We start from the raw sequence: 22685 nt of genomic DNA on the forward strand, positions 1-22685 counted from the left end.
TCATGGGAACAGAGTGGAACGGCGACTACGTCAGCCCCTACGCGGAACACGGTAAGAAGAGCGAACAGGTCAAGAAGATTACCGTCTCGATCCCGCTCAAGGTGTTGAAAGTGTTGACCGATGAGCGCACCCGCCGTCAGGTGAACAACCTGCGTCATGCGACCAACAGCGAGCTGCTCTGTGAAGCCTTCCTGCACGCTTTCACCGGCCAGCCGCTCCCTTGCGACGAAGACTTGCGCAAGGATCAACCGGACAGTGTCCCGGCTGAAGCGCGCGCCATCATGGAAGCGCTGGGCAAAGAGATCGAAGATTTCGACAAGGAATAACCCCCAATGACGCGGCCCTGGCCGCGTCATTGCTATCAGCCATGTCCCGCTTCAGCCTGCGCCACTATCACCACCACGTCTGCAGCCATAGCCACGACTTTGCCCAGCTGGTGATCCCCCTCGACGGCCCCCTCGAGATCGAGGTGCAGGGCCGGGGGCGCAGGCTTGCCCCCGGTTCTGCCTGTGTCATCGCCCCCGGCGAGCGGCACGACTACGCTGCCGATCCCGCGCTTTCGTTTCTGGTGCAGGAGAGCGGCTGGCTGCCCGGCGATCTGGCGGCCCGCCCCTTTATCGAGCTGGATGAGCCCCAGCGCCACTACCTCGCTTTTCTGCACCGCATGGTGGCCGAGGGGCGGCAGGTGGCGGGCATGGAGCAGGTGTGGCTCTCTCTGCTGGCTGAAGGGCAGGGGATGCAGAGCACTGCCACCCAGCGTCTTGCCGCTCGCATTCTCAAGGTGCAGCGCCATATCGAGGCCAATCTCGCCGCCCCGCTGACCAATCAGCAACTCGCCGCCATCGCCTGCCTTGGCCAGAGCCAGTTCAAGCTCGCCTTTCGCCAACAACTGGGGGTAAGCGTCTCCCACTACATTCGCAGTCGACGCATGGCGCTGGCGCGTACCCTGCTTGCCGGTACGCAACTGCCCGTTGGCGAGATTGCCAGCCGCTGCGGTTACCAGAATCAGGGGGCGTTCGGCGAGCGCTTCCTGAGTGAGACCGGGCTCACTCCGTCCCTCTGGCGCCAGCAAAACGGCCGCCTGCCGCAACGAAACGGCTGATCGCCGAAGACGAGATGCTCTCTTTGGGCCATGCTGCGGGTCATGCAAGGTGCACGATAAACAGGAGCCAAGATGGAGACGATTAGCTGGCAGGATTTCGAGATGGTGGAACTGAGGGTGGGTACCCTGGTGCGGGTCGAGCCGTTCCCCGAGGCGCGCAAACCGGCCTACAAGGTGTGGGCGGATTTTGGCCCCGAACTGGGGATACGCAAGAGCAGTGCCCAGATCACCGCGCTCTACCAGCCAGAGCAGCTGGTGGGCCGCCAGATCATCGCCGTAGTCAACTTCCCGACCAAGCAGATCGGCCCGTTTCAGTCTGAATTTCTGCTAACCGGTTTCTACCGGCCGGATGGCGCCGTAGTGATGGCTATCCCCGAGCAGGCGGTGGAGAACGGCGCCAAGCTGGGCTGAGTTCACATCTGAACAGAGAGAAGAGAGGCGACCCAAGGTCGCCTCTCTTTTTGTTATCTGCTGTGAGTCGTTACTTCAACAGGCTGAAGATCAGCGCCGATACCGCCAGCGAACCGGTCAGCAGGATAAAGCCGTTGGTCCAGCCGTGACGGAAGCGGGCCAGCGCCTCCACCTTGTAGATGGCAATCACCGGCATGATAAACAGGATCATGGCGATGACCGGGCCGGAGAGGGTCTCCATCAGCCCCAGAATGCCCGGGTTGATGACGGCGGCACCCCAAATGGCGAAGAACATCAGGGCGATACCCAGTTTGTCCGCCTTGGCCAGCGGTAGACCTGTGGGCTTGGCGATCAGGCTTTTCAGGCTCTCGCGGGCACCGAGGAAGTGGCCGAGGAAGGAGGAGCTGATGGCGATAAAGGCGATTAGCGGCCCCAGAGTCACGATCACCGGGTTGTCGGTGATGTTGGCGAGATAGGAGAGCACAGAGACGTTCTGGGCCTTGGCTTCAGCCAGCTGGGCTGGCGAGAGGCTCAGCACGCAGGAGAAGACGAAGAACAGCACGAAGCCCACCAGCATTACTGTGGTGTTGCGCAGGATCAGGCCGCTCTTGGCTTCCGCCTGCTCGCCATATTCACGGCGCTGCACGTTGGCAAAGCCGGAGATGGCGGCGGCGTGGCTGAAGGCGAACACGGTCACCGGCAGCGCCAGCCAGACGGTGTTGAGGAAGCTGACCCCTTCAAACGCGGTCACTTCCGGCCATTGCCACTGAGGGATCAGGTAGCAGGAGAGGGCCGCCAGAATGGCCGCCAGCGGATAAACCATAAAGGCGAAGGCGCGCAGCATCGCCTTCTCACCCGCCAGCATCACGGCGATCATGGCGAATACCAGCACGCCGGAGAGCATCACCCGATCCGGGGTTGCCATGCCGAGCTGGTTGACCATGAAGCTTTCCACCGTATTGGTCAGCCCGACCCCGTAGATGAGCAGGATCGGGAAGATGGAGAGGAAATAGAGCGCAGAGATGAGGCGACCGGCCATCTTGCCGAAATGCTCCTCCGCCACTTCAGTGAAGTCGGCGTGGGGGCGTGACGAGGAGAGCACGAAGCGCGCCAGTCCGCGGTGGGCCAGGAAGGTCATGGGGCCTGCCAGTACCGCGACGATGACGAGGGGCCAGATCCCGCCCAGACCCAGATTGATGGGCAGGAACAGGATGCCGGCGCCAACGGCGGTGCCAAACAGGCTGATGACCCAGTGGGTGTCGTGACGGCGCCAGCGGGTGGTACTGACCGTGGTGGAGCAGGAACCGGATAGCTCCTTGGTAGCCTCTACAGATAAACTCATTACTAATTCACTTTTTGTTAGTGTTTTAATCTGAGTTTATTGTGGTTTATCGGGATTTAATTCTCAAAAAGCGAGACTGAAACATATCACTGCCATTGCGGGGTTTAGCCAGCGAGATTGGGAATGGAATCTGGGGCGCAGAATGAAACAAAACTGATATTGGTGGTTTTTGTGAAATATAAAACCAAAATTCGATCTTCTCTCATTTTTTTATTTTGGCTAATCAGGGGTTTTCAGAATTACGTGAAAAATTGCACCATTTCTCGCCGACCGATTGTGATGTTTCACTATCATTTTGCCGCTTTGCCAGCGCATCACGCTGTGCAAGCGCGCCTTGACCAGCGGATCACTCCGGCCATCACCCCGGACAACGACTCTGAAAAAGCAGGCGGCCATCGGGCCGCCTGCTTGTCTGGTGTGATGATATTGCTACTCGTCTAGTGGGCCAGAATGTTGCCCCAGGCGAGATCCGGATCTCCCATCACGATAAAGTCAGGGTTCTCCAGAGATTCGGTTTCGTTGTAGCTGAGTGGCTGCAACGCCAGGCTGAGGATGCGGCCACCGGCTGCCTCGACGATGCACTGGGCGGCGGCGGTGTCCCACTCGCCGGTGGGGCCGAGCCGCACGTAGCAATCGGCTGCCCCTTCCGCCACCAGACAGGATTTGAGGGAGCTGGAACCGAGCGGGATCAGCTCGTAGTTGATGGCCGGGTTGAGGCGGCGGGTGAGATTTTCCAGCTTCTGGCGGCGGCTGATGGCCACCACCAGCGAGTCAGGCTGGTCATGCTCGTGGTGCATGGCGCTGATGGGCAACACCTCGCCATTCACCTCCTTGAAGGCGCCGTAGCCGCGCACCGCCCAGTAGAGCACGTTGGACTCGGGAGCATAGATGACCCCGAGCACCGGCACATTGTCCCGCACCAGGGCGATCAGGGTGGCGAAATCGCCGCTACCCGCGATAAATTCGCCGGTGCCGTCGAGGGGATCCACCAGCCAGTACTGCCGCCAGTTGGATCGTTGGCTGAAGGGGATGTCGGCCGCCTCTTCGGTCAGCACCGGCACATGGGGGGTGAGCGCCGACAGCGCCTGTTTGAGGTAGGCATCGGCAGCAAGATCGGCACTGGTGACCGGGGTCGCATCCTCCTTCAGCTGACGCTCGAACTGACCGCCATGATAGATGTCGTGAAGGATCCTTCCGGCTTCGCGGGCAATCTCCTTGACCCCCGGCACCCAGGCCAACAACTCCTGCATCTCGTTATCCTCTGTCTGTTAACTGCCCGTCTGCGGGCTACTCTGCCTGCTCCGCCAGCCACTTTTGGGCCAAGAGCAGGGCACTGATGCTGCGCGACTCGGTGAAGTCGGGCCGCGCCAGCAATTCGTCGATCCGGTTCAGCGGCCAGGGGATCACTTCCAGCGGTTCGGGCTCGTCGCCGATCCGCTGCTCGGGGAAGAGATCCCGCGCCAGTAAAATGTCCATCCGGCTGGAGAAGTAACCGGGCGCCAGCGACACCTGCTTGAGCAGGGTCAGGCTGTTGGCGCCAAAGCCCGCCTCCTCCATCAGCTCCCGGTTGCCCGCCTCGAAGGCATCTTCACCCGGGTCGATCAGCCCCTTGGGAAAACCCAGCTCGTAGGAGTGGGTGCCCGCGGCATATTCGCGCACCAGCAGCAGGGTGTGGGCATCGAACAGCGGCACCACCATGACGGCGCCCCGGTTGCCACCGCGCATCCGCTCGTAGACCCGCTCTTCGCCATTGGAGAATTTGAGGTGTAGCGATTCCACCTTGAACAGTCGGCTCTCGGCGACGATATCGGCCTTGAGGATCTCCGGCTTGCTCTTGGGGTGATCCAGTTGGTCGGCTGAGATGTGCTCGGGTTTGCTCTTGTGGGGGTCGCTCATCGGACGCTGGCTGCTCGTTAAAAAATCGTGCTTCAAGAGTAAACGACTCTCACACCGAACACCACGGGCCAGGGATGGCAAAGGGGGAGGAAAAATCCGTTATACTGCCGCCCCGTTTTCCGAGATCCGTGCTCAAGAGGCCCGATGCCACACTCCTGCTCCACCACCTTGCCATGGCGCCAGATAGATACCGTCTTACTCGATATGGATGGCACCCTGATCGATCTGCATTTTGACAACCACCTCTGGCAGCAACTGGTGCCGGAGCGTTACGCCGAGCGGCTCGGCCTGCCGCTGGATGAAGCCAAAGCGCAGATCGACGTCCACTATCACGCCGTCAACGGCACCCTCAACTGGTACTGCGTGGATTACTGGAGCGAGACCCTGGGGCTCGATATTCGTGCCCTTAAGCAGGAGCTGCTGGCGAAGATCCAGTGGCGTCCCCATGCCATCCCCTTTCTGGCCGAGTTGCGTGCCGCGGGCAAGCAGCTGGTGCTTTTCACCAACGCCCACCCCGCCAGTCTGTCGGTGAAGGATGCGCAGCTTGGCCTTGCCGAGCATCTGGATCTGATGGTGAGTACCCACGAACTTGGCTGGTCGAAGGAGAGCCAGCACTGCTGGCAGGCGCTGGCCGAGCGGCTGGCGTTCGATCCGGCCCGCACCCTGTTTGTGGATGACAGCGAGCGGATCCTCCGGGCTGCCGCCGACTATGGCATCGGCTATCAGCTGGCGATCCAGAATCCGGATAGCTGCAAGCCGGAGCAGAGCATCACCGCTTTTCCGGCGATCCGCGATTATGCGGAGTTGCTGCCGCTGGCAATCTGAATTTGCTGAAACGAGAGAGGGCTGCATCATGCAGCCCTCTTTCTTTGATTTGAATTTTGGTTATCTGACGCCTGATGGCGAAAAATCACAGCTCCCGAAACGGGCGCCGTTTCTCTTCCTCGATGACGATCGCCTCCAGATTGGCGATCCGCTCCTGTAGCTCTCTTATGATCATATCCTGCTTGCCGAGGCGATCGGTGATGCGGGCATCCCCCATCTGGTAGCGAGCCCGTTTGCCGAGATATCCGAACAATAGGCTGATAAATACGATCAGGACTATGCCTGTCCACATGGTCATGTCACGACTCCTTGTCGTCTATAAACGGCGAAAACGCTGATGGGATCCGTTCTGTTTTCTCACAGCCGCCAATTGGCCGCAATGGGTCCCGTTTCGCCTTTGTGATGCAGTTGGCTATTGCTGCCAGAGGGGGCGGCCAAGCCACAATCTTGTTACCCAGGTGGCTATTGCTGCCAGAGGGGTCGACCGACCCAGAGCGCCCACAGGGTGAGGTGCAGCAGCACGATAAACCAGAAGACCAGCCGGTAGCTGCGCTTCTGGGTCTTGTGGCGCAGCCACTGGCGGGCAACCAGCGCCCCCGGCCAGCCGCCGCACAGCTCCAGCAGATGGAGCCTCGATTCGGGAATGCGCCACTCACCCCGTACCGCCTGCCGCTTGTCCCAGGCGTAGGCGGCTACCGTGAGCAGGCTCATGGAGAGCAACACGGCCAGCGGCCACCACTGCTGCTCGTCGAGGCCGAGCCAGAGGGCGGCGCCCAGTGGCAGCAGCGCCAGCGCCATCATTGGGCCAACTCCCAGCAGCGCTCCTCGTCCTGTTTGAGGGTGCGGATCACCCTGGCCGGATTGCCCACCGCCACCGAGTCGGCCGGGATGTCGCGGGTCACCACGGCGCCCGCGCCAATGATGGAGCGCGGCCCTATGGTGACGCCGGGGCAGATGATGGCGCCGCCGCCAATCCAGCAGTCGTCACCGATCCGCACCGGCTTGTTGTAGGCGGTCCAGTTGCGTCGTTCCAGATAGTTCATGGTGTGGGTGGCGGTGTAGATCTGCACGTTGGGGGCCAGTAGCACATGGCTGCCGATATGCACTTCGCCCAGATCGAGAATGGTGACGTTGAAGTTGAAGAAGGTCTTCTCGCCGATATGAATGTTGCGACCAAACTCGCAGGTGAACGGCGTGCTGATCCAGCAGGAGTCGGGGCAGTGGCCAAAGAGCTCGCGGCAGATCTGCTGGCGCAGAGGGCCATCGCCCGCCGGTGAACCATTGAGCCGGGCCAGCAGCGCCTGACCGCGGATCCGGTCGTTCGCTATCTCCTCGCTCTGGCCATCCAGCGCCCCGCCTGCCAGTACCTTGTCCCAGTCGCTCGCCATTGCTACCTCCTCATGCTGCAAGAGGGGGCAGTATACGTGACAAGCGCGAGAGGCGTCAGTCTGTCACTTCTGGCAGGTGATCCCCGTCATCCTGCTGGCCAGACAAGGGGGAGGATCAGCAGGGCCGAGACGAAGTAGGGGAGCAGCACCCGCAGCCCCAGACTGCGACCGCCGATGCCGAGGGCCAGCAACCCCTTCACCAGCGAGTTGATCAAACCGGCGAGCAGGATGCCGCGGGCCGCCACCTCCAGCGCCAGCTCCTTGTGGGAGAGCTGGGAGAGCGACAAGGTGATGGCATCCACGTCGGTGATCCCCGAAACCAGCGCCAGCAGATAGACCCCGGAGTTGCCTACCTTGTCTTGCAGCAGCGTTGCCATAAAGCCGATCAACGCCAGCAGCAGGCCAAACTTGATGGCGGTGGCCAGATCGAGCGGGTTGCTGGTTTCCGGCTGTACCGGGCCGTCGGTCAGCTCCTCGCGCTGGCGCCAGAACCAGAAGGCAAAGCCGTACACCGTGGTCGCCAGCAACACGAGCGGGGCGACGAGGCGCATCGCCAGTTCGCTGTGAATCAGCAACACCAGCACCAGCAGCCGTAGCCACATGGTTGCCCCCGCCAGCAGGATGCCGGTAGCCAGTAGTCGCTCCAGCCCCCCCTGCTCCTTGTTGAGGCGAGCGAACTGCAGGGTGAGGGCAGTGGAGGAGGCCAATCCCGCCAGTATGCTGGTGAGCACCAGTCCGGCGCGAGTACCGAGCAGGCGTACCGCGAAGTGGCCACAAAACGAGATGCCGGCGATCACCACCACCATCAGCCAGATCTTGAAGGGGTTGAAGGCATCGAGGGGCCCCATCTCCTCGTTGGGCAGTACCGGCAGCAGCACCAGCGAGATGAGCAGAAAGCGCAGGGTGGCGTGGAATTCGGTTTCGCTGAGAAACAGCATCCCCTGCTGGATCTTGCCCTTGAGCCCCATCAGCAGTGCCGCTAGCACGGCGCAGGCCACCGCCTCGCTCGGGCTGAGCAGCACCGACATCAGCCCCAACAGATAGGTGAGCAGCATGGCCACCGAGCTGGTGAGGCCGAACTCCCCTTGCCAGCGCTGGGCCAGCCAGACTGAGAGGCCGCAGCCGGTCACCACCGCCAGCAGGCCGAGCAGTGGTAGCCAGGGGCCCAGGGTGGGCAGCAGCAAACCGCAGACCCCGCCGAGCAGGCCGATAAGGCCGTAGGTACGCATTCCGGCGATGCGCTGGTTATCCCCCAGCTGGCGCACCTGCCAGCCCCGCTCCAGTCCAATGATAAGGCCGATGGCCAGCGAGACCAGGGCTCCGTTGACGGGTTCGGCATTGATCCACATGGCGGCTTCCTTTCGCGTCGTTGCTGCCTGATCCCATGATGGCACAGGGTTCAAGGTGGCAGAGGGGCATGGCTCACAGAGTCTGCGTCCGGCTCCCGATGCGAGTGGCTGATATGAGCAATAGAGATGGATTGCGAGCACTGCGCAAGAGTCGTGCAGGCTATCGGGGAGGTGTTATGGGCCGCTAGCCCGCCATCGACGTCCAGATTTTAACGGGGATAGAAGACAAGAAGGGGAGCCACTGGCTCCCCGTTTTATGGATGGCGTCATGACCCGCAGCGGATCACTTCAGCTCAATCCAGGCTTCTTGCCAGTGGGATCCGACACCCGGCTCGAACTGGGTGGCGGTGGCGGCCCACTGCACGCAGTAGCCGCTGTAGGGGAAGGGCTTGCACTGATAGACCTTGCCATTTTTCGGCTGCTGCACCTTGGTACCGGCGGTGTAGGACTTGATGTTGTTCGGGAAGACGAAGTCATATTCGCCGCTGCTCTGATCCTTGAACATCAGATCCATGGTCTGCTGGATGGTCTCGCCGCCCGTTTTCGGGGTGGCCTTGATCACCAGCTGGTGGTGACCTGCCTTGAGCCCCTTCAGCGCCATGGTAAAGGTGTGGCTGCTGTCCTTGATGTCGGCACTGCTTTCACCCTTGGCCACGCCGCCGTGGTCATAGAGGGTGTTGGTGACGGCCAGATCGCCCTGTGCGGTGACGGTGAAATCGAGGGTTGCCTTACCGTTGTCCAGCACATAGTCGCTGGCCAGACCGCTGACGCTGATACTGTCCACCACCGGCGGTTGCTGCTGTTGCAGGTCAATCTCGACTCGATCCAGTTTGCTGTCTCGATGCAGATAGATGGGGTTCATACCGTAGACCGGATTGAACTGGCCATCGGCTCCTTGCTGACCGGCGCGGATCAGGCTCTGCTCGGCGTTGATCTTGCTGGCAAGGGCATGGGCCCAGTTGTTCTTCTGGCCCTGTTCGGCAGTGGTGATGGTCAGCACGGTTTGCAGATCGGGGCGCTCGCCGTTGGCATCGAATACCCGGGTCATCGCCTTGTCGCCTGCCGCGAGGTCGATGGAGGGGTAGATGGTGCCGGACTGGCTCCACTCCAGCGGCGGCTGACTACCATCTTTGAACTTGGCATCGATGATGTTGTAGAAGCTGTTGCTGGTGTCGCCCACTTCCCACACGCCGAGGATCACTTGATAACCGGTGCGCTCCGGCAGGATGCAGTTGTGGGTCACCTGCTTGGGTGGCTGCACCATGTTGCCGTCGATGACGCAGAAGGGGGTCAGGTCGAACGAGGCGCGGGTGAGCGGCTGGTTGGGGTTCCAGTCCTGCTTGGTGAGGTAGTAGCGCCAGTTGCGGGTGACGTGGTTTGCGGTGAAGGTCCAGCTGATGGCGAAGGGGCCGGGCTGTACTTCACGCTTGGTCCAGCGGTCGCTGGTCTGGATGTTCAGCTCGCTCCAGCGCGGGCTGCCCGCCGAGGCGATTTGACCATCCTGTGGGCCGCTCTGCGGGAAGCCGGAAGGGCCCTCCACGCTCTGGGGTTCCCACTGCACGCCGCCACACTGGCTGTTGCCGCCGGTTTTGCACAGATAGTTGCGGCTCTCTGGCTGGCTGATGTAGCCATGAGCCAGGGCGCTGCCGCTGGCCAGCAGAGCCAGCACCGCTGCGATGTGATTGAGTTGGATTTTTGCTGCCATACATTCCTCTGTTCGACAGATGTGGGCAGTCAGTTGGCCTGGGGATTCCCCGATACACACTTGCGTGTGGCAACCCCGCTATCCTGGACAAAACGTCTGTAGACCGGAGGCTTTGCGTCCCGACCTTTCGGTCAGTTTGCCAAATGACTAGATGATTAGTGATGGGCCAAATGTTCGGCCATCAGCATTGTGCACTGCATTGATTCGTTATTTGAAGTTGAATGTTTAAATGCATCATCCAATGGCGCGTAAATCATTCTAACTGGCTGTTTTTAAATTGTTCTCTTATTTGTGAATGGCGTCGAATACCGTTGAATATGCCAATAAGGTGCATGCTTGCTGCGTGTTTTGCGGCGTAAAAAAACCTGCCAGCTGAGCTGGCAGGTCGGATGACAAGGCGACACATATTGACGCTATCAATGGCGGGCGTGCTGCTCGCCGGAGGGGGGAGATTGGGGTGCCATCATCGGCGCCGCGGCGGACTCCTTACCCAGTTTGAACACCGCAAGTCGCTCATCCAGACTGCGGGAGAGACCGGCCAGCAGCTCGCTCTCCTGCGCCAGTTGCGAGGCGGACTGGGACATCTCCAGCGCCGAGTCGTTGATGCCGCTGACGTTGCGGTTCATATCCTCGGCCACCATGCTCTGCTGCTCGGCGGCGGTCGCGATCTGGGTCGCCATGTCGCTTACATGCTGGATGTGGTTGACGATCAGGGTGAGATCCTGCCCCGCCTGCTGGGATTGGTTGACGCTGCTCTCTGCCAGTTTGCGGCTGGTATCCATGGCGTTGGCGGCGGTGACTGCCCGTTGCTGCAGCTGGGCAATGGTGCTCTGGATCTCCTCGGTGGATTGGCGAGTCCGGCTGGCCAGTTGGCGCACCTCGTCGGCCACCACGGCAAAACCGCGGCCCTGCTCACCGGCACGGGCTGCTTCGATGGCGGCGTTGAGGGCCAGCAGGTTGGTCTGCTCCGAAATGGCGCTGATGACGGCGGTCACTTCGCTGATCTGCATCACTCCCTCTTTGAGCTGGTTGACCTGCTGGGTGGCCTGCTCCACCTCGGTGGCCAGCGCTTTGATACCGTGCACGCTGGCATGAACGTCACGGTTGCCGAGACCCGCTTCACCGGTCGCTTCCTGGGTATCCCGCGCGGTATTTTCGGCGTGCCCAGCCACATCGGAGATGGTGGCGCTCATCTCGTTCATGGCGGTAGCGAGCTGGGCCAGCTGATCCCGCTGGCTGGTGACCGCCTGATTGGTCTGCTCGGCGGAGGCGGCGATGCGCAGGGCGGCATCGGCCACGTTGCGAGCCCCCTGACTGGCCTCCAGCAGGGCGTGACGGATGGCATCGAGACTCTGGTTGGTGCAGCGGGCGACCACTCCCAGCTCATCCTTGCCCTGTACCGGGATGCTTACCACCAGATCCCCCTTGGCGACTCGTTGCATGGCGTGGTTGATCTGGCTGAGGGGGGAGACGATGGAGTGGGTGATGCGCCAGCCCAGCAGCCCCATCAGCAGGATCACGATGGCGGTGGCGGTCCCCATCTTCATGTACTGGGCCCAGATGGTCTGCTGAATATCTTGCAGCAGCATGCCGGAACCGAGGATCCAGCCCCAGGGCTGATAGCCGGAGACCATGGAGAGCTTGTCGGCGGTTTCACCCGACGGGCCGACCCACACATATTGCAGAGTGCCCTGTTTGCCCCCTTTGGCGATATCCACCATCTGATACCAGAACTGCCCGGCGGTGGCGGCGCCTCCTTCACCCATCTTCTGGCCGACCAGTTCGGGACGGATGGGGTGAACCACCATGGTGCGGTTCTCGTCGATGACGAACAGGTAGTTGTTGCCATCAAAGCGGGTGTTGGTCAGCAGCTTGCGCGCCTCCTGCTGAGCCTGCTCTGCTGGCAGGGTGCTGGCCAGAAACTGGATCTGGCTCATGGCCTGCTCCAGTACCGCATTGAGCCGCGCCTCTCGCTCGCTCATCAGATTGCGCTGGAGCGCGTTGGCCGAGATAAGCAGCAGCGAGACAAAACCGACAAAAGCCAGTGCGAGCAGCAAAATCAATTTGCGGCTCACGGTAATATCACCGAGCTTGAACATGACTAAACCCTCATTTCCCTGTTGATTTTATGTGGCTCTGTACCGCGGCAGCCAGTTCGTAAGAGTTAACAACTCATTTACTTTCAGTCTCTTGCCGAGCTTTCTCAAATGAGCGTTTTAACATCAGTATAGTCAGCAGACAGCAACCCCCACTTTTTGGTAGCGTGTTGATGCGCATCCCAGCGCAATTTTTGCCAAAGAGTGTGAATGGTTTGGCATTTCTTCAAAAAAAGGAGTGGGCCCCGTTGCGGGTGACCCCATAACAAGAGGGAATTTATGAGTTCCATTGCCAGGAATTACTTCAACCAGCTCAACGCCGACTACCTGCAGGTGCACAGGCGCAAGGAGGATCTCTTCTGGTCCACCTATATGGGCACCAGCGATGATCAGGCCGGTTTCACCGCGGCCGAGCAGGCCTACAAGGCCTTTTGTGCCAATCCGGCCCGTCTGCCCGAATTGCGGGAGATGTTGGTGCAGGCCGACGAGGATGATCTCAAGCGCGGTCTGCAAGGCTGGATCGCCTTCTTCGAGTGCAATGTGATTGAAGATCCCGCCGCTGCCGCCCTGATGGATGAGCTGGTAGCTGCCGAGGCGGAGCTGTTCGCCCGCCGCAAGGGGCTGAAACTGACCCTGCTGGATGAGCAGGGCCAGCAGGTTGCAGGCAGCCTGCCCGCCGCCAGTACCTCGCTCGCCGCCAGCCCAAACGAGGTGGTGCGCCAGAGCGCGCTCGCCATGTTCCACACCCTGGAGCAGTGGGTGGTCGGCAACGGTTTTCTCGAGGTGGTGGCGATCCGCAACCGCTTTGCTCGCGCCATGGGCTATCGCGACTACTTCGACTACAAGGTGCGCAAGAACGAGCAGATGAGCCCGGAGCAGCTGTTCGCCATCCTCGACGACTTTGTTGCCCGCACCGACGCCCGGTTGCAGCAGAGTCTGGTTGAGCTGAAGGCCGCCAAGGGCGAGGCGGCTCTGCTGCCCCACAACCTGCGTTACAGCGTGAGCGGCGATGTGACCCGCCAGCTCGATCCTTACGTGCCCTTCTCGCGGGCGCTGCGGGATTGGGTCGAGAGCTTCCGCCGGCTCGGCATCCAGTATCGTGGTGCGACCCTGACGCTGGACTTGCTGACCAGGGAGGGGAAATACGAGAACGGCTTCTGCCACGGCCCGGTACCGAGCTTCTTCCAGCAGGGGGAGTGGGTGCCGGCTGTGGTCAACTTCACCAGCCTGGCCGATCCGGCGCAGGTGGGCAGCGGCTGGAACGGCCTCAATACCTTGTTCCACGAGGGGGGCCACGCCGCGCATTTTGCCAATGTCACCGGCAACGCCCCCTGCTTCTCACAGGAGTTCCCGCCCACCTCCATGGCCTATGCCGAGACCCAGTCGATGTTCTGCGACAGCCTGCTGGACGATGCCGACTGGCTGAAACGTTACGCCAGAAATGCGGCGGGAGAGGCTGTTCCCGACGCCCTCATCAAGGAGATGATCGAAGCGCGTCAGCCGTTTCGTGCCTTCAACGAGCGCCAGATCGCGCTGGTGGCCTACTTCGAACGGGATCTCTACGCCATGGATGAGGCCGAACGTAGCCCCGAGGCGGTGTTGGCGCTGGCCCGCAAGTGGGAGTGCAAGATCCTCGGTGTCGAGAGCCCGCGTCCGTTGCTGGCCATTCCGCACCTCCTTAATCAGGAGTCGGCCTGCGCCTATCACGGCTACCTGCTGGCGCTGATGGCGGTGGAGCAGACCCGCGCCTTTTTCCTCAAACGTGATGGCTACCTCACCGACAACCCGCGTATCGGGCCGGATCTGGCCGCCCACTACTGGGGGCCGGGCAACGGCATGACTCATGATGAGACCTTGCGCAGCCTGACTGGTGAAGGCTTCAGTGCCGTGCCGCTGGCCGAGGCATGCAACCTGAGCGCCGCCGAAGCGTGGCAACAGGCGCAAGCCTGCATGGCCGCCGCCCAGCAGCGCCCCGCGGCTGGCGAGGGAAGCCCGGTCGACGCCCATATCCGGGTGGTACACGGCGCCGAGCTTATCGCCGACAACAGCGAGTCGGAAACCCGCATGCTGGCCGACTTCGAGGCGTGGATCGTTGAGCATTACCGACGAGCGTCAGCCGCGTAAACCACAGTGCTCCCGGTGAGCATGCCGGGAGCACGGCGCCTTATGGCTATCCCTTGTTACAGCTGTAGTGGGGGACACCTCACTAGGGATGGGTACGACACCAGGTGTCGCTTTGGCAATTGTGTCCGCGATTTTCCCATCAAATATGTATTCATATGAAGATGAACGTGAACAGTGAGCCGCAAGGTAATAGATTCGGTGATTCACGCTGTTATGTCTGTTTTGTTAATAGTGTTTTTTGCACTCACCTTTGTGCATAAAGATTGATCTATTCATCTTTTTGAGAACCATTCCCATCTTGTTGGATTGACTAAATTGTCCACAGCTGCAAAATCGCCCACCTTGCCACTCCCGATGTGAATCGGGTTCGGAAAGCCTCAGATCTCCGCCCGGAGATGGCTGGGCCGCACATAGGAAAGGTGTGGCCGCTGCCCGCCTTTCACCCTCGAAATCAGCACACAAGTCAGGAAGCCCTCTTGCTCATCAGGCAGGAGCGGACGGGTGTGTATATCCGTATGGTCGTGCAGGGACGATATGACCAGCGTTTGTTATGGGTGGTATGTTGCGAATGAATCGCATCTTTTTGATGTTGGCGCTGTTGCCCCTGCTGGTGTGTGCCAGTGAGGTGGACAGAGTGCGTGAAGCCTGGGTGATCAAGGCCCGGGCGGGAGAGCTGGATGCGGCAGTGCACGGGCTGGATGCTCTCTATCGACAAAGTGGTGATGGCAAGGTGCTCGATGATCTGATCGCCGTGCAGCTGTGGCGGGGTGATCGCAAGGGGGCGCTGGCCGCCTGTGAGCCGTGCGAGCTCAGCCAAATCAGCAACAGTACGCTGGAAGGGTTGGCCCGTGCCGCCCGCGACGAGAAGCGCTACTCCGAAGCGATCAGCTATTACCGCATCCTGCAGGGACGCGATCCGGCCAACCGCAATGGCTGGCTCGGGCTGTTTCTCACTGCCAGTGATCAGGGCAACCGCGAGCTGGCCCGCCGCGCAGCTGCTGATTATGAAGCCCGTTTCGGCCGCGACCAAGCGATCCTCGAAGCCCGCATCTATGCCGCTCGCCAGGGTGAAGATCCCATGGGTGAGCTGCTGGCCCGTCAGCAGTGGCTGGAGCTGGAGCCGGATAATCCCGAGCAGGTGTTGGCGCTCTATCGGGTAGCGGTGAGCCTGGGGGCAGGCCCTGCGGCTGCAGACATGATGAGCCGTTACCCCAAGCTGTTCAAACCGGTCGACCGGCTCTGGCTCGACTACTACCAGGCGGTCAATCTGCTGCGGATCTCGGCCCAGACCGAGGATCCGGTGCTGGCCCGCCGTTCCCTGACCCGCACTCTTGCGCTGCAAGAACGGATCTTGGCCCGCGCCCCCCACGATCATGTGCTCTATATCAGTGCCCGCCGAGATGTAGTGGTGACGCTGGTGGCCCTCGGCGAGTTTGCCCGGGCCGAACGGGAGTCCGCTACGCTGCAGGCCGAGGGGCCATTGCCTGACTATGTGCTGGAGGCGCGCGCCGATGCACTGGCCGGGCTGGGGCGGGTGGATGAGGCCTCCGTGATTTACCAGCAACTGGCGACCCCGGCACGGGCCAAAGACAAACGCCTGCTGGAGAAGCGCTTCTATGCCTATTCGGATGGAGAGCGCTATGGCGCGGCGCAGGGGCTGCTGGCCGGTTGGCAGGAGCCGCCGACTCGCTGGGATTTCACCGGCAACATGCGGATGGCCAACGACGACTACGAGAAGGTGTTGCAGCTGAAAACCTTGCTGCAGGCCTGGCGTGGTGAGGCGGGCGCGGCAGAGCGGCAGCTGGAAGGATGGCTGAAAACCGCGCCTGCCAATCCCTGGCTCTGGCTGCAACTGGGGGATATCCGCCGCTGGCGGGGTCATCCCGATAAAGCCGAGCAGGCTTATCAGCAGGCTGTGCGCTGGCTGCCAGCAGGACGCACCGTGCTGGCCGAGCCGGGTCGCCTCAACGCCCGGCTCGACAAGGGGGACTGGCAGGGCACGCCGCAGGCCGTGCGCACCCTTGGCAACCTGACCCGGGATCGTCAGGAGTTGCAGCAGCGGCTGACTCTGGAGCAGGCGCCACAATTTGTTACCGACCTGACCCATGGCCGCAACGAAGGGGGCTCGGTGCAGGCCAGCCGTGACTGGAGCTACGACAGCCGCCTCTACAGCGCTCGCACTGATGGCGGTGATCGGCTGTTTGTCCGTCGTCAGGGCAGCTTTGGCGAGTTCGACCAGCAGCCCGAGCGCGCCGCCTATACCGGGCTGGGGGCCGAGATCTTTTTCTACCCGCTGCAACTGACGCTGGAGGGGGGCACGGGCAGCGAGCTCAACCACAAAGGCTATCTTTGGAGTCGCCTCGATTGGCGGCTGGATGATCACTGGACATTGGGTGCAGCCATCAATCTCAACAGTGCCGACACCCCGCTGCGGGCATTGGCGCGCGGCAACTACGCCGATCAATACCAGTTCGATCTGGGCTGGCGTCAGGATGAGACCCGCGAGGGGGCGCTGCGGCTGGAGCGGATGGATATCAGCGACGGCAACCGGCGGCTGACCGCCTCCGGCTGGCTGCGTCAGGATCTCTGGCGTCGGGATCGCTGGTGGTTCGATACCACCTTGCGCGGCGCCACCTCCCGCAACGAGGCGTTGGAGGTCGACTACTTCAACCCCTTGCAGGATCGCAATCTGGAGCTGGAGCTGGCGGGGCGCTACCGGCTGCCGCTGGATGGGCGCCGCTCTTTACTACAGAGCCTGACCATGAGTGGCAACCACTACTGGCAGCAAGGCTATGGCAGCGATCAGGGGTGGCAGCTCAGCTATCGCCACGACTGGATCCTCTCTCCCGCCCTCAGCCTGGGCTATGGCCTTGGCCGCCGTCAGGCCATCTATGACGGCAATCCCGAGTTCGGAAATTTCATCTTCGCCAATCTGCAATGGAGTTTCATGTGATGAGACGCTGGCTTGCTCCTTTCGTTTTGCTGCTTGCACTGCTGCCTTCGCTGACGCAGGCAGCCCGGCAACCCGATGACTATGTGGTGCTCTGCTACCACGATATCGTCGATCTGAAATTGACCCCCAACCTCAAGCTCTATCCCCAGACCATCCGGCGCGACACCCTGATCCGCCACTTCAACTGGATCAAGCAGCAGGGTTATCACCCGGTCAGCTTCCAGCAGATCCTGGATGCCAAAGCGGGCAAAGCACAGCTGCCGGAGAAGGCGATCCTGCTCAGCTTCGACGACGGCTACGAGAGCTTCTACCGGCTGGTCTATCCGCTGCTCAAGCTCTACAACTATCCGGCGGTCTTTGCGTTGGTGGGCAGCTGGCTGGATGTTGCCGATGACAAGATGGTCCCGTACGGCAATGACAAGCTACCACGCAGCTACTTCGTCGGCTGGCCTCAGATCCGCGAGATGCAGGACTCCGGACTGGTGGAGCTGGCCTCCCACACTTTCACCTCCCACTACGGGCTGCTCGCCAACCCGCAGGGCAACGTGCAGCCGGCGGTGACCACCGCAGGCTGGAGCCAGAATGGCTACGAGAGCATGGCCGACTATCGGGCCCGGATAAAAGCGGACTTCGACGCATCAGCCAGCCAGCTCAGGGAGCAGACCGGTCGGGCACCACGGATCCTGGTCTGGCCCTACGGCGCCTTCAACCAGACGGCGCTGGAGCTGGCCAGTGCGGCGGGGATGCCCTACACCTTCACCCTAGCGGAAGGGCTCAACAAGCTGAGTGACTCGGGCAGCACGGTGCGCCGTTATCTGCTGGAGGAGGACACCAGCCTCGAAACCCTGGATGAGATCATGGGGGGCAATACCTGGGAGCGGCAGGTGGAGCGCTTGGTGCACGTGGATCTGGACTATGTCTACGACAAGGATCCGCAGCAGATGAACAAGAACATCGACATGCTGCTGGATCGGATCAAGGGGTATGGCATCACCACCGTCTATCTGCAGGCCTATGCCGATGACAACGGCGACGGGGTGGCGGAGGCGCTCTATTTCCCCAACCGTCATATGCCGGTCAAGGCGGATCTCTTCAACCGGGTGGCCTGGCAGCTCAAGACCCGTGCCGGGGTCAAGGTGTTCGCCTGGATGCCGGTGATGGCCTACGACATGGGGCCGAACCACGCCTATGTCACCGACAGCCGTACCGGCGCCCCCGCCAAGGGGCAGTATCTACGCCTTTCGCCCTGGGATCCTGCCACTCGTCAGCTGCTGCTGGATATCTACGAGGATCTCGGTTTTTACACCAAGTTCGATGGTCTGCTGTTCCATGACGATGCGTTCCTCAGCGACTACGAGGGGCCGATGTCGCTGGCTCGCACCCCGAATGCGTTGCAGGCGCAGGGAGAGCAGAAGACCGATCTGCTGATCGACTTCACCATGGCGCTGCGTGATGCCGCCGCTCGTTACCGGCAAGGGGGCGCCGACGGTCTCAAGACTGCCCGCAACATCTATGCGGCGTTGGTGACAGAGCCGCAATCCCAGCAGTGGTTTGCCCAGAGCATGGCGGCGTTTGCCAAGGCCTATGACTACACCGCCGTGATGGCGATGCCCTATATGGAGCAGGCAGAAAACCCCGATGAGTGGCTGGCCAGGCTGGCGGAGGATTCACTGGCACAGGTGCCGGCCAATCGGCTGGTGTTCGAACTGCAGAGCCGCAACTGGCGCACCGACCAGCCTATCCCCGATGCCGAGCTGGTACGCTGGATGCAGATCATCCAGCGCAAGGGGGTGACCAACTTTGGCTACTACCCGGATGATTTTCACAACAACCAGCCGGATCCGGCGGTGCTCAAGCCGGTCTTCTCGGTGCAGACCCAGCCTCAGCCGACCCAGCTGCCGGTGACGCCGGTCGCAGTCAGTGCAGCTAAAGCCACCCCAGGGGAGGCGATGCGGTGAAGGATCTTCTGGAAGGGATAGCCATCTTTACGTTGGCCTATCCCAGTCTGATGGCCATGGTGTGGGTTTGTGGTGGTCTCTATTACTACTTCCAGTGGGAGCGAAGGGATATCGCGCTGGCCAAGCGGGGGCTGGAGCTCCCCTATTACCCCAGAGTGACCCTGATGGTGCCCTGCTACAACGAGGGGGCCAACGTCGAGGAGACCATCGGCCACCTGCTGCGCCAGCGCTATCCCGATTTCGAGGTGCTGGCCATCAACGACGGCAGCAAGGACGACACAGGCGCGCGGCTGGATAGGCTGGCGCAGCAGGATCCGCGCCTGACCGTGCTCCACCAGCACAATCAGGGCAAGGCGATGGCGCTCAACAACGGGCTGGCGGTGGCCAGCGGGGAGATCCTGGTCGGCATCGACGGCGATGCGGTGCTCGACTATGACGCGGTGCGCTGGATGGTGAAGCACTTCATCGAGAGCCCGAGGGTCGGGGCGGTCACCGGCAATCCGCGGGTACGCACCCGCTCCACCATCATCGGCAAGATCCAGACCGGCGAGTTCAGCTCCATCATCGGCCTCATCAAGCGGGCCCAGCGGATCTACGGCACTGTCTTTACCGTCTCCGGGGTGGTGGTGGCCTTTCGCAAGCTGGCGGTCGAGGCGGTCGGTGGCTGGAGCAATGACATGGTGACCGAGGATATCGACATCAGCTGGAAGCTGCAGCTGGCCGGCTGGCTCATCCACTATCAGCCGCAGGCACTCTGCTGGGTGCTGATGCCGGAGACGGTACGCGGTCTCTACAAGCAGCGGCTGCGCTGGGCGCAGGGGGGCGCCGAGGTGTTTCTGCGCTACGGGTTGCAGGCGATGCGCTGGCGCAACCGACGCTTCTGGCTGCTGCTGCTGGAGTATATCTCCAGCGTTGCCTGGTGCTACAGCATGTTGCTGCTGGCACTGATCTGGCTGATTGAGCCTGACGTGAGCGGACTGGCGGTGGGTCATCTGTTCCAGTGGACCGGGGTGATGATGACCGCGATTTGTCTGGTGCAGTTCGGGGTCAGCATCTTTATCGACAACCACTACGACAAGAGCATGGCCCGCAGCTTTATCTGGTGTGTCTGGTACCCGCTCATCTACTGGCTGCTCAATCTGGTGACCGTGGTGGTGGCGGTGCCCAAGGCGATCCTGCGTCGTCGTGGCCAGCTGGCGGTGTGGGAGAGTCCTGACAGGGGGGAGTCATTCCGTGACAAAACATAAGCTGGCGAAGGAGATGATCATCAGCAACGGTACCCGGCGCAGTTGGAAGTATCGGCTGCGGGATCTGCTGATCCTGCTGGTGACCTGGGTCGGCTGGATTTTTCTGGCCTTGCAACCCTGGCTCAACTATCTGGAGGCGGAGGAGGATGAGAGCTTTATCGGCTCGCTGGATGCCATCGAAGTGGGACAACTGTTTCTGGCCCTGCTGTTCGGCATCTTCCTGCTGATCCACTCCTGGGCAAAATACAATAGGCTGCTGCACCGGTTGGTGGGCAAGCGAACGGCCTCAAAAGCGCCGTAATCATGAGGGGCCGGTCGGCCCCTCACTTTTTATCACCGATCAAACACTGCGAAGCGGACGGGGTACCCGGAGCGTTTTTTTCGGGCCGGTTTGCCATAGCGATGTCGCCGACACTCCCAAAACCAGTCGTTTTGCCCCTAATTTTTCATTCATCAATAACTTTATTTCCGCAATTTTCACAGATGGCATGGCGTTCAAAGCGATCCATGTTGGCCAGAAAGGGGCCGGCGGCCCAGCCGGTAATGAAGTCTTTGATAAATGCAGTGCGCTTTTGCTCTGGTTTCACCTCTTTTCCATAGGATTTGTCGACCAGCACTACGACATGGTTGGTCTCGCGCTGACAGCTGGGGCAGACGCGTTGTTCGGTGGATGAAAGCAAGGGGGGACTCCTTGTCCGGAAGAGTGGGCAGCAGGTTGTTCGCCGCAGATATATACCATCCCCATTTGATTCCTTTTTATGGCAGGTCGTCAATCACAGCGGAGGTGGATTGTGCGCCATCTCTTGTGAAGAGGGGCGAGCCAACAAGGGTGATCACGAGGGGCCGGTCGGCCCCTCTTTTGTTTCCGTTTGTCACACATTGCCACACAAGCTTCCCCCTCTGGCAAAGTCTTGTGACCGGGCGGGTGTGCAATGGTGCCATCAGCAGGGAGATGAGGCCCTGCCGCGATGGAACCTGGGAGCATGTTATGACGAACAAATGGATGTGGTGGCTGTTGCCGCTGCTGGCGGTCGGAGTCTGGTGGCTGGGTTATGCGGGGGATGCCAACGGGGTGTGGCCCTGGCGCCATGAGATGTTGCTGCTGACGGGTCTGCTGGGGATGGCCTATATGGCCATTTCGCTGCTGCTGGCCTTGCGTCTGCCGCAGTTGGAGGTGTGGTGTGGCGGTCTGGACCGGATGTTGCGATTGCACCGCCAGATGGCCATCGGCGGTGCATTGGCGCTGACCGCCCACTGGCTGGTGGTGGAGGCGCCCAAGTGGGCGGTCTCGGCGGGTTGGCTGAGCCGCCCCGCAAGGCGTGGGGCCAGCGCGGCCGGAGCTGGTGCTGGCGCCGGGAATGGCATCTCGCTCCATGCCCTTGGCAATACCCTGGGGGAGTGGAGTTTCTATCTGCTGATCGCGCTGGGGGTGGTGAGCTTGCTGGCGCTGGTGAGTTATGGCCGCTTTCGGCTGATCCACCGGTTGGCGCCGCTCATCTATCTGGCGGGTTGGGGCCACGGGCTCTGCCTGCTGCCTCAGGTGGGAGCCATGACGCCGGTTGGGGTAGTGATCTGGTTGGTCGGCGGGATCGGTGCTATCGGGGCCCTCTACTCCCTGCTGGGACAAGTGGGGGCGAGGGATCGCCATCCGGGCCGGGTCATTGCGGTGCGGGCGTTGGCGGATCACACCTGCGAGCTGACCATGCAGCTGGAGCGGCCGCTCGCCCATTACCGCCCGGGTCAGTTTGCCTTCTTCGAATTTGATGCCAAGGAGGGGCCGCATCCCTTTACCCTAGTGCGGGTGTCGGCGGATCGGCGCCAGCTGGTGATCGCGGTGCGGGCGCTCGGGGATCATACCCGTCAGCTGGTGGCAGAGGCGCGCGCCGGGGATGGGGTGGTGGTGACCGGGCCCTATGGCGCCTTTGTCGCCCCGCAAGGGGGAGGGCGAGCCCTTTGGCTGGGGGCCGGGATCGGTATCACGCCGTTTGTTGCCTGGCTGGAGGGGTTGGCTGCCCGTGGCGAGCGGGGCGAGGGGATCACCCTGATCCAGTGTGCGCCGGATCTGGCGGGGGCTGTCTATCACCAACGGTTGGCCGAGCTCTGTCATCGCACCGGTGTGCGTTATCAGCTGCATCTGGACAAGGCGGCCGGGCGGCTGGATCTGGCCCGCATCGCGCAGGATGCGCCCGAGCAGGTGTGGTTTTGCGGGCCGGAGGGGATGGCAGATGCCCTGACCCGGCTGTTGCCGGACGGGCATCTGCATCGCGAGCTGTTCCGCTTTCGTTGAGC

At 61.6% G+C, this 22685-nt stretch carries 21 protein-coding genes and 1 riboswitch; of the genes, 11 read left to right on the forward strand and 10 right to left on the reverse strand.

Annotated features, from left to right (window positions below; all coding sequences use genetic code 11):
- The first annotated feature begins 2 nt into the window (after positions 1 to 2).
- From metJ to I6L47_RS16685, 3 genes are all read left to right on the forward strand, one after another.
- Positions 3 to 326 (forward strand): met regulon transcriptional regulator MetJ, encoded by a 324-nt coding sequence (gene metJ, locus I6L47_RS16675; RefSeq protein ID WP_005340251.1) that lies wholly within the window; start codon positions 3 to 5, stop codon positions 324 to 326.
- A 41-nt stretch (positions 327 to 367) separates the two neighbouring features.
- Positions 368 to 1102, forward strand: coding sequence for an AraC family transcriptional regulator (locus I6L47_RS16680; protein WP_216947912.1), 735 nt, complete (start codon positions 368 to 370; stop codon positions 1100 to 1102).
- A gap of 72 nt (positions 1103 to 1174) precedes the next feature.
- Positions 1175 to 1513, forward strand: a complete 339-nt coding sequence (locus I6L47_RS16685; protein ID WP_033113988.1) for a tRNA-binding protein — start codon at positions 1175 to 1177, stop codon at positions 1511 to 1513.
- A 70-nt stretch (positions 1514 to 1583) separates the two neighbouring features.
- Here I6L47_RS16685 and I6L47_RS16690 read toward each other — a convergent pair whose 3' ends face one another.
- The gene (locus tag I6L47_RS16690; protein WP_216947913.1) at positions 1584 to 2855 is read right to left on the reverse strand and encodes an aromatic amino acid transport family protein; all 1272 of its coding nucleotides are present in this window, start codon (positions 2853 to 2855) and stop codon (positions 1584 to 1586) included.
- A gap of 123 nt (positions 2856 to 2978) precedes the next feature.
- Here I6L47_RS16690 and I6L47_RS16695 point away from each other — a divergent pair, with 123 nt between their 5' ends.
- On the forward strand, positions 2979 to 3296 hold the full coding sequence (locus I6L47_RS16695) for a hypothetical protein (RefSeq protein ID WP_216947914.1): 318 nt from the start codon (positions 2979 to 2981) through the stop codon (positions 3294 to 3296).
- Here the strand turns inward: I6L47_RS16695 and cysQ are convergent.
- Positions 3293 to 4105: a 3'(2'),5'-bisphosphate nucleotidase CysQ gene (cysQ, locus tag I6L47_RS16700; RefSeq protein ID WP_005357849.1), complete on the reverse strand. Its 813-nt coding sequence runs from the start codon at positions 4103 to 4105 to the stop codon at positions 3293 to 3295. The two genes, I6L47_RS16695 and cysQ, sit on opposite strands and share 4 nt — an antisense overlap.
- Before the next feature lie 37 nt (positions 4106 to 4142).
- On the reverse strand, positions 4143 to 4751 hold the full coding sequence (gene nudE / locus I6L47_RS16705) for an ADP compounds hydrolase NudE (protein WP_005340262.1): 609 nt from the start codon (positions 4749 to 4751) through the stop codon (positions 4143 to 4145).
- Between the two features lie 144 nt (positions 4752 to 4895).
- Between nudE and yrfG the strand changes: the two genes are divergently transcribed.
- A complete protein-coding gene (gene yrfG, locus I6L47_RS16710) occupies positions 4896 to 5576 on the forward strand; it encodes a GMP/IMP nucleotidase (protein ID WP_216947915.1) in 681 nt (226 codons plus the stop codon).
- A gap of 85 nt (positions 5577 to 5661) precedes the next feature.
- Here the strand turns inward: yrfG and I6L47_RS16715 are convergent, their stop codons facing one another.
- The 6 genes from I6L47_RS16715 to I6L47_RS16740 form a co-directional block, all read right to left on the reverse strand.
- A complete protein-coding gene (locus tag I6L47_RS16715) occupies positions 5662 to 5874 on the reverse strand; it encodes a hypothetical protein (protein ID WP_040067337.1) in 213 nt (70 codons plus the stop codon).
- 164 nt (positions 5875 to 6038) lie between these two features.
- Entirely contained in the window at positions 6039 to 6377 is a 339-nt protein-coding gene (locus tag I6L47_RS16720) for a DUF1294 domain-containing protein (protein ID WP_194495237.1), read from the reverse strand.
- Positions 6374 to 6964: a sugar O-acetyltransferase gene (locus tag I6L47_RS16725; protein WP_069530016.1), complete on the reverse strand. Its 591-nt coding sequence runs from the start codon at positions 6962 to 6964 to the stop codon at positions 6374 to 6376. Before I6L47_RS16725 ends, I6L47_RS16720 begins: the two co-directional genes overlap by 4 nt.
- Positions 6965 to 7050: 86 nt before the next feature.
- A complete protein-coding gene (locus tag I6L47_RS16730; RefSeq protein WP_216947916.1) occupies positions 7051 to 8313 on the reverse strand; it encodes a DUF4010 domain-containing protein in 1263 nt (420 codons plus the stop codon).
- 283 nt (positions 8314 to 8596) lie between these two features.
- Positions 8597 to 10018, reverse strand: a complete 1422-nt coding sequence (gene gbpA, locus I6L47_RS16735; protein WP_216947917.1) for an N-acetylglucosamine-binding protein GbpA — start codon at positions 10016 to 10018, stop codon at positions 8597 to 8599.
- 65 nt (positions 10019 to 10083) lie between these two features.
- Positions 10084 to 10169: riboswitch (cyclic di-GMP riboswitch) on the reverse strand.
- A 265-nt stretch (positions 10170 to 10434) separates the two neighbouring features.
- Positions 10435 to 12117, reverse strand: coding sequence for a methyl-accepting chemotaxis protein (locus tag I6L47_RS16740; protein ID WP_005348806.1), 1683 nt, complete (start codon positions 12115 to 12117; stop codon positions 10435 to 10437).
- A gap of 276 nt (positions 12118 to 12393) precedes the next feature.
- Between I6L47_RS16740 and I6L47_RS16745 the strand changes: the two genes are divergently transcribed.
- From I6L47_RS16745 to I6L47_RS16765, 5 genes are all read left to right on the forward strand, one after another.
- Positions 12394 to 14238, forward strand: a complete 1845-nt coding sequence (locus I6L47_RS16745) for a M3 family metallopeptidase (RefSeq protein ID WP_216947918.1) — start codon at positions 12394 to 12396, stop codon at positions 14236 to 14238.
- Between the two features lie 568 nt (positions 14239 to 14806).
- Entirely contained in the window at positions 14807 to 17191 is a 2385-nt protein-coding gene (pgaA, locus tag I6L47_RS16750) for a poly-beta-1,6 N-acetyl-D-glucosamine export porin PgaA (RefSeq protein WP_254204760.1), read from the forward strand.
- On the forward strand, positions 17191 to 19149 hold the full coding sequence (gene pgaB / locus I6L47_RS16755) for a poly-beta-1,6-N-acetyl-D-glucosamine N-deacetylase PgaB (protein WP_064337384.1): 1959 nt from the start codon (positions 17191 to 17193) through the stop codon (positions 19147 to 19149). Before pgaA ends, pgaB begins: the two co-directional genes overlap by 1 nt.
- A complete protein-coding gene (gene pgaC, locus I6L47_RS16760; protein WP_216947920.1) occupies positions 19146 to 20396 on the forward strand; it encodes a poly-beta-1,6-N-acetyl-D-glucosamine synthase in 1251 nt (416 codons plus the stop codon). Before pgaB ends, pgaC begins: the two co-directional genes overlap by 4 nt.
- Positions 20383 to 20697, forward strand: coding sequence for a hypothetical protein (locus I6L47_RS16765; protein WP_128834913.1), 315 nt, complete (start codon positions 20383 to 20385; stop codon positions 20695 to 20697). Before pgaC ends, I6L47_RS16765 begins: the two co-directional genes overlap by 14 nt.
- Positions 20698 to 20842: 145 nt before the next feature.
- Here the strand turns inward: I6L47_RS16765 and I6L47_RS16770 are convergent, their stop codons facing one another.
- Positions 20843 to 21076 (reverse strand): hypothetical protein, encoded by a 234-nt coding sequence (locus I6L47_RS16770; RefSeq protein WP_101530980.1) that lies wholly within the window; start codon positions 21074 to 21076, stop codon positions 20843 to 20845.
- Between the two features lie 308 nt (positions 21077 to 21384).
- Here I6L47_RS16770 and I6L47_RS16775 point away from each other — a divergent pair, with 308 nt between their 5' ends.
- A complete protein-coding gene (locus I6L47_RS16775; protein ID WP_216947921.1) occupies positions 21385 to 22683 on the forward strand; it encodes a ferric reductase-like transmembrane domain-containing protein in 1299 nt (432 codons plus the stop codon).
- Positions 22684 to 22685: the final 2 nt, after the last annotated feature.

It is taken from the genome of Aeromonas sp. FDAARGOS 1417 (assembly GCF_019046985.1).
GTDB classification, from domain to species: Bacteria; Pseudomonadota; Gammaproteobacteria; order Enterobacterales; family Aeromonadaceae; genus Aeromonas; species Aeromonas veronii.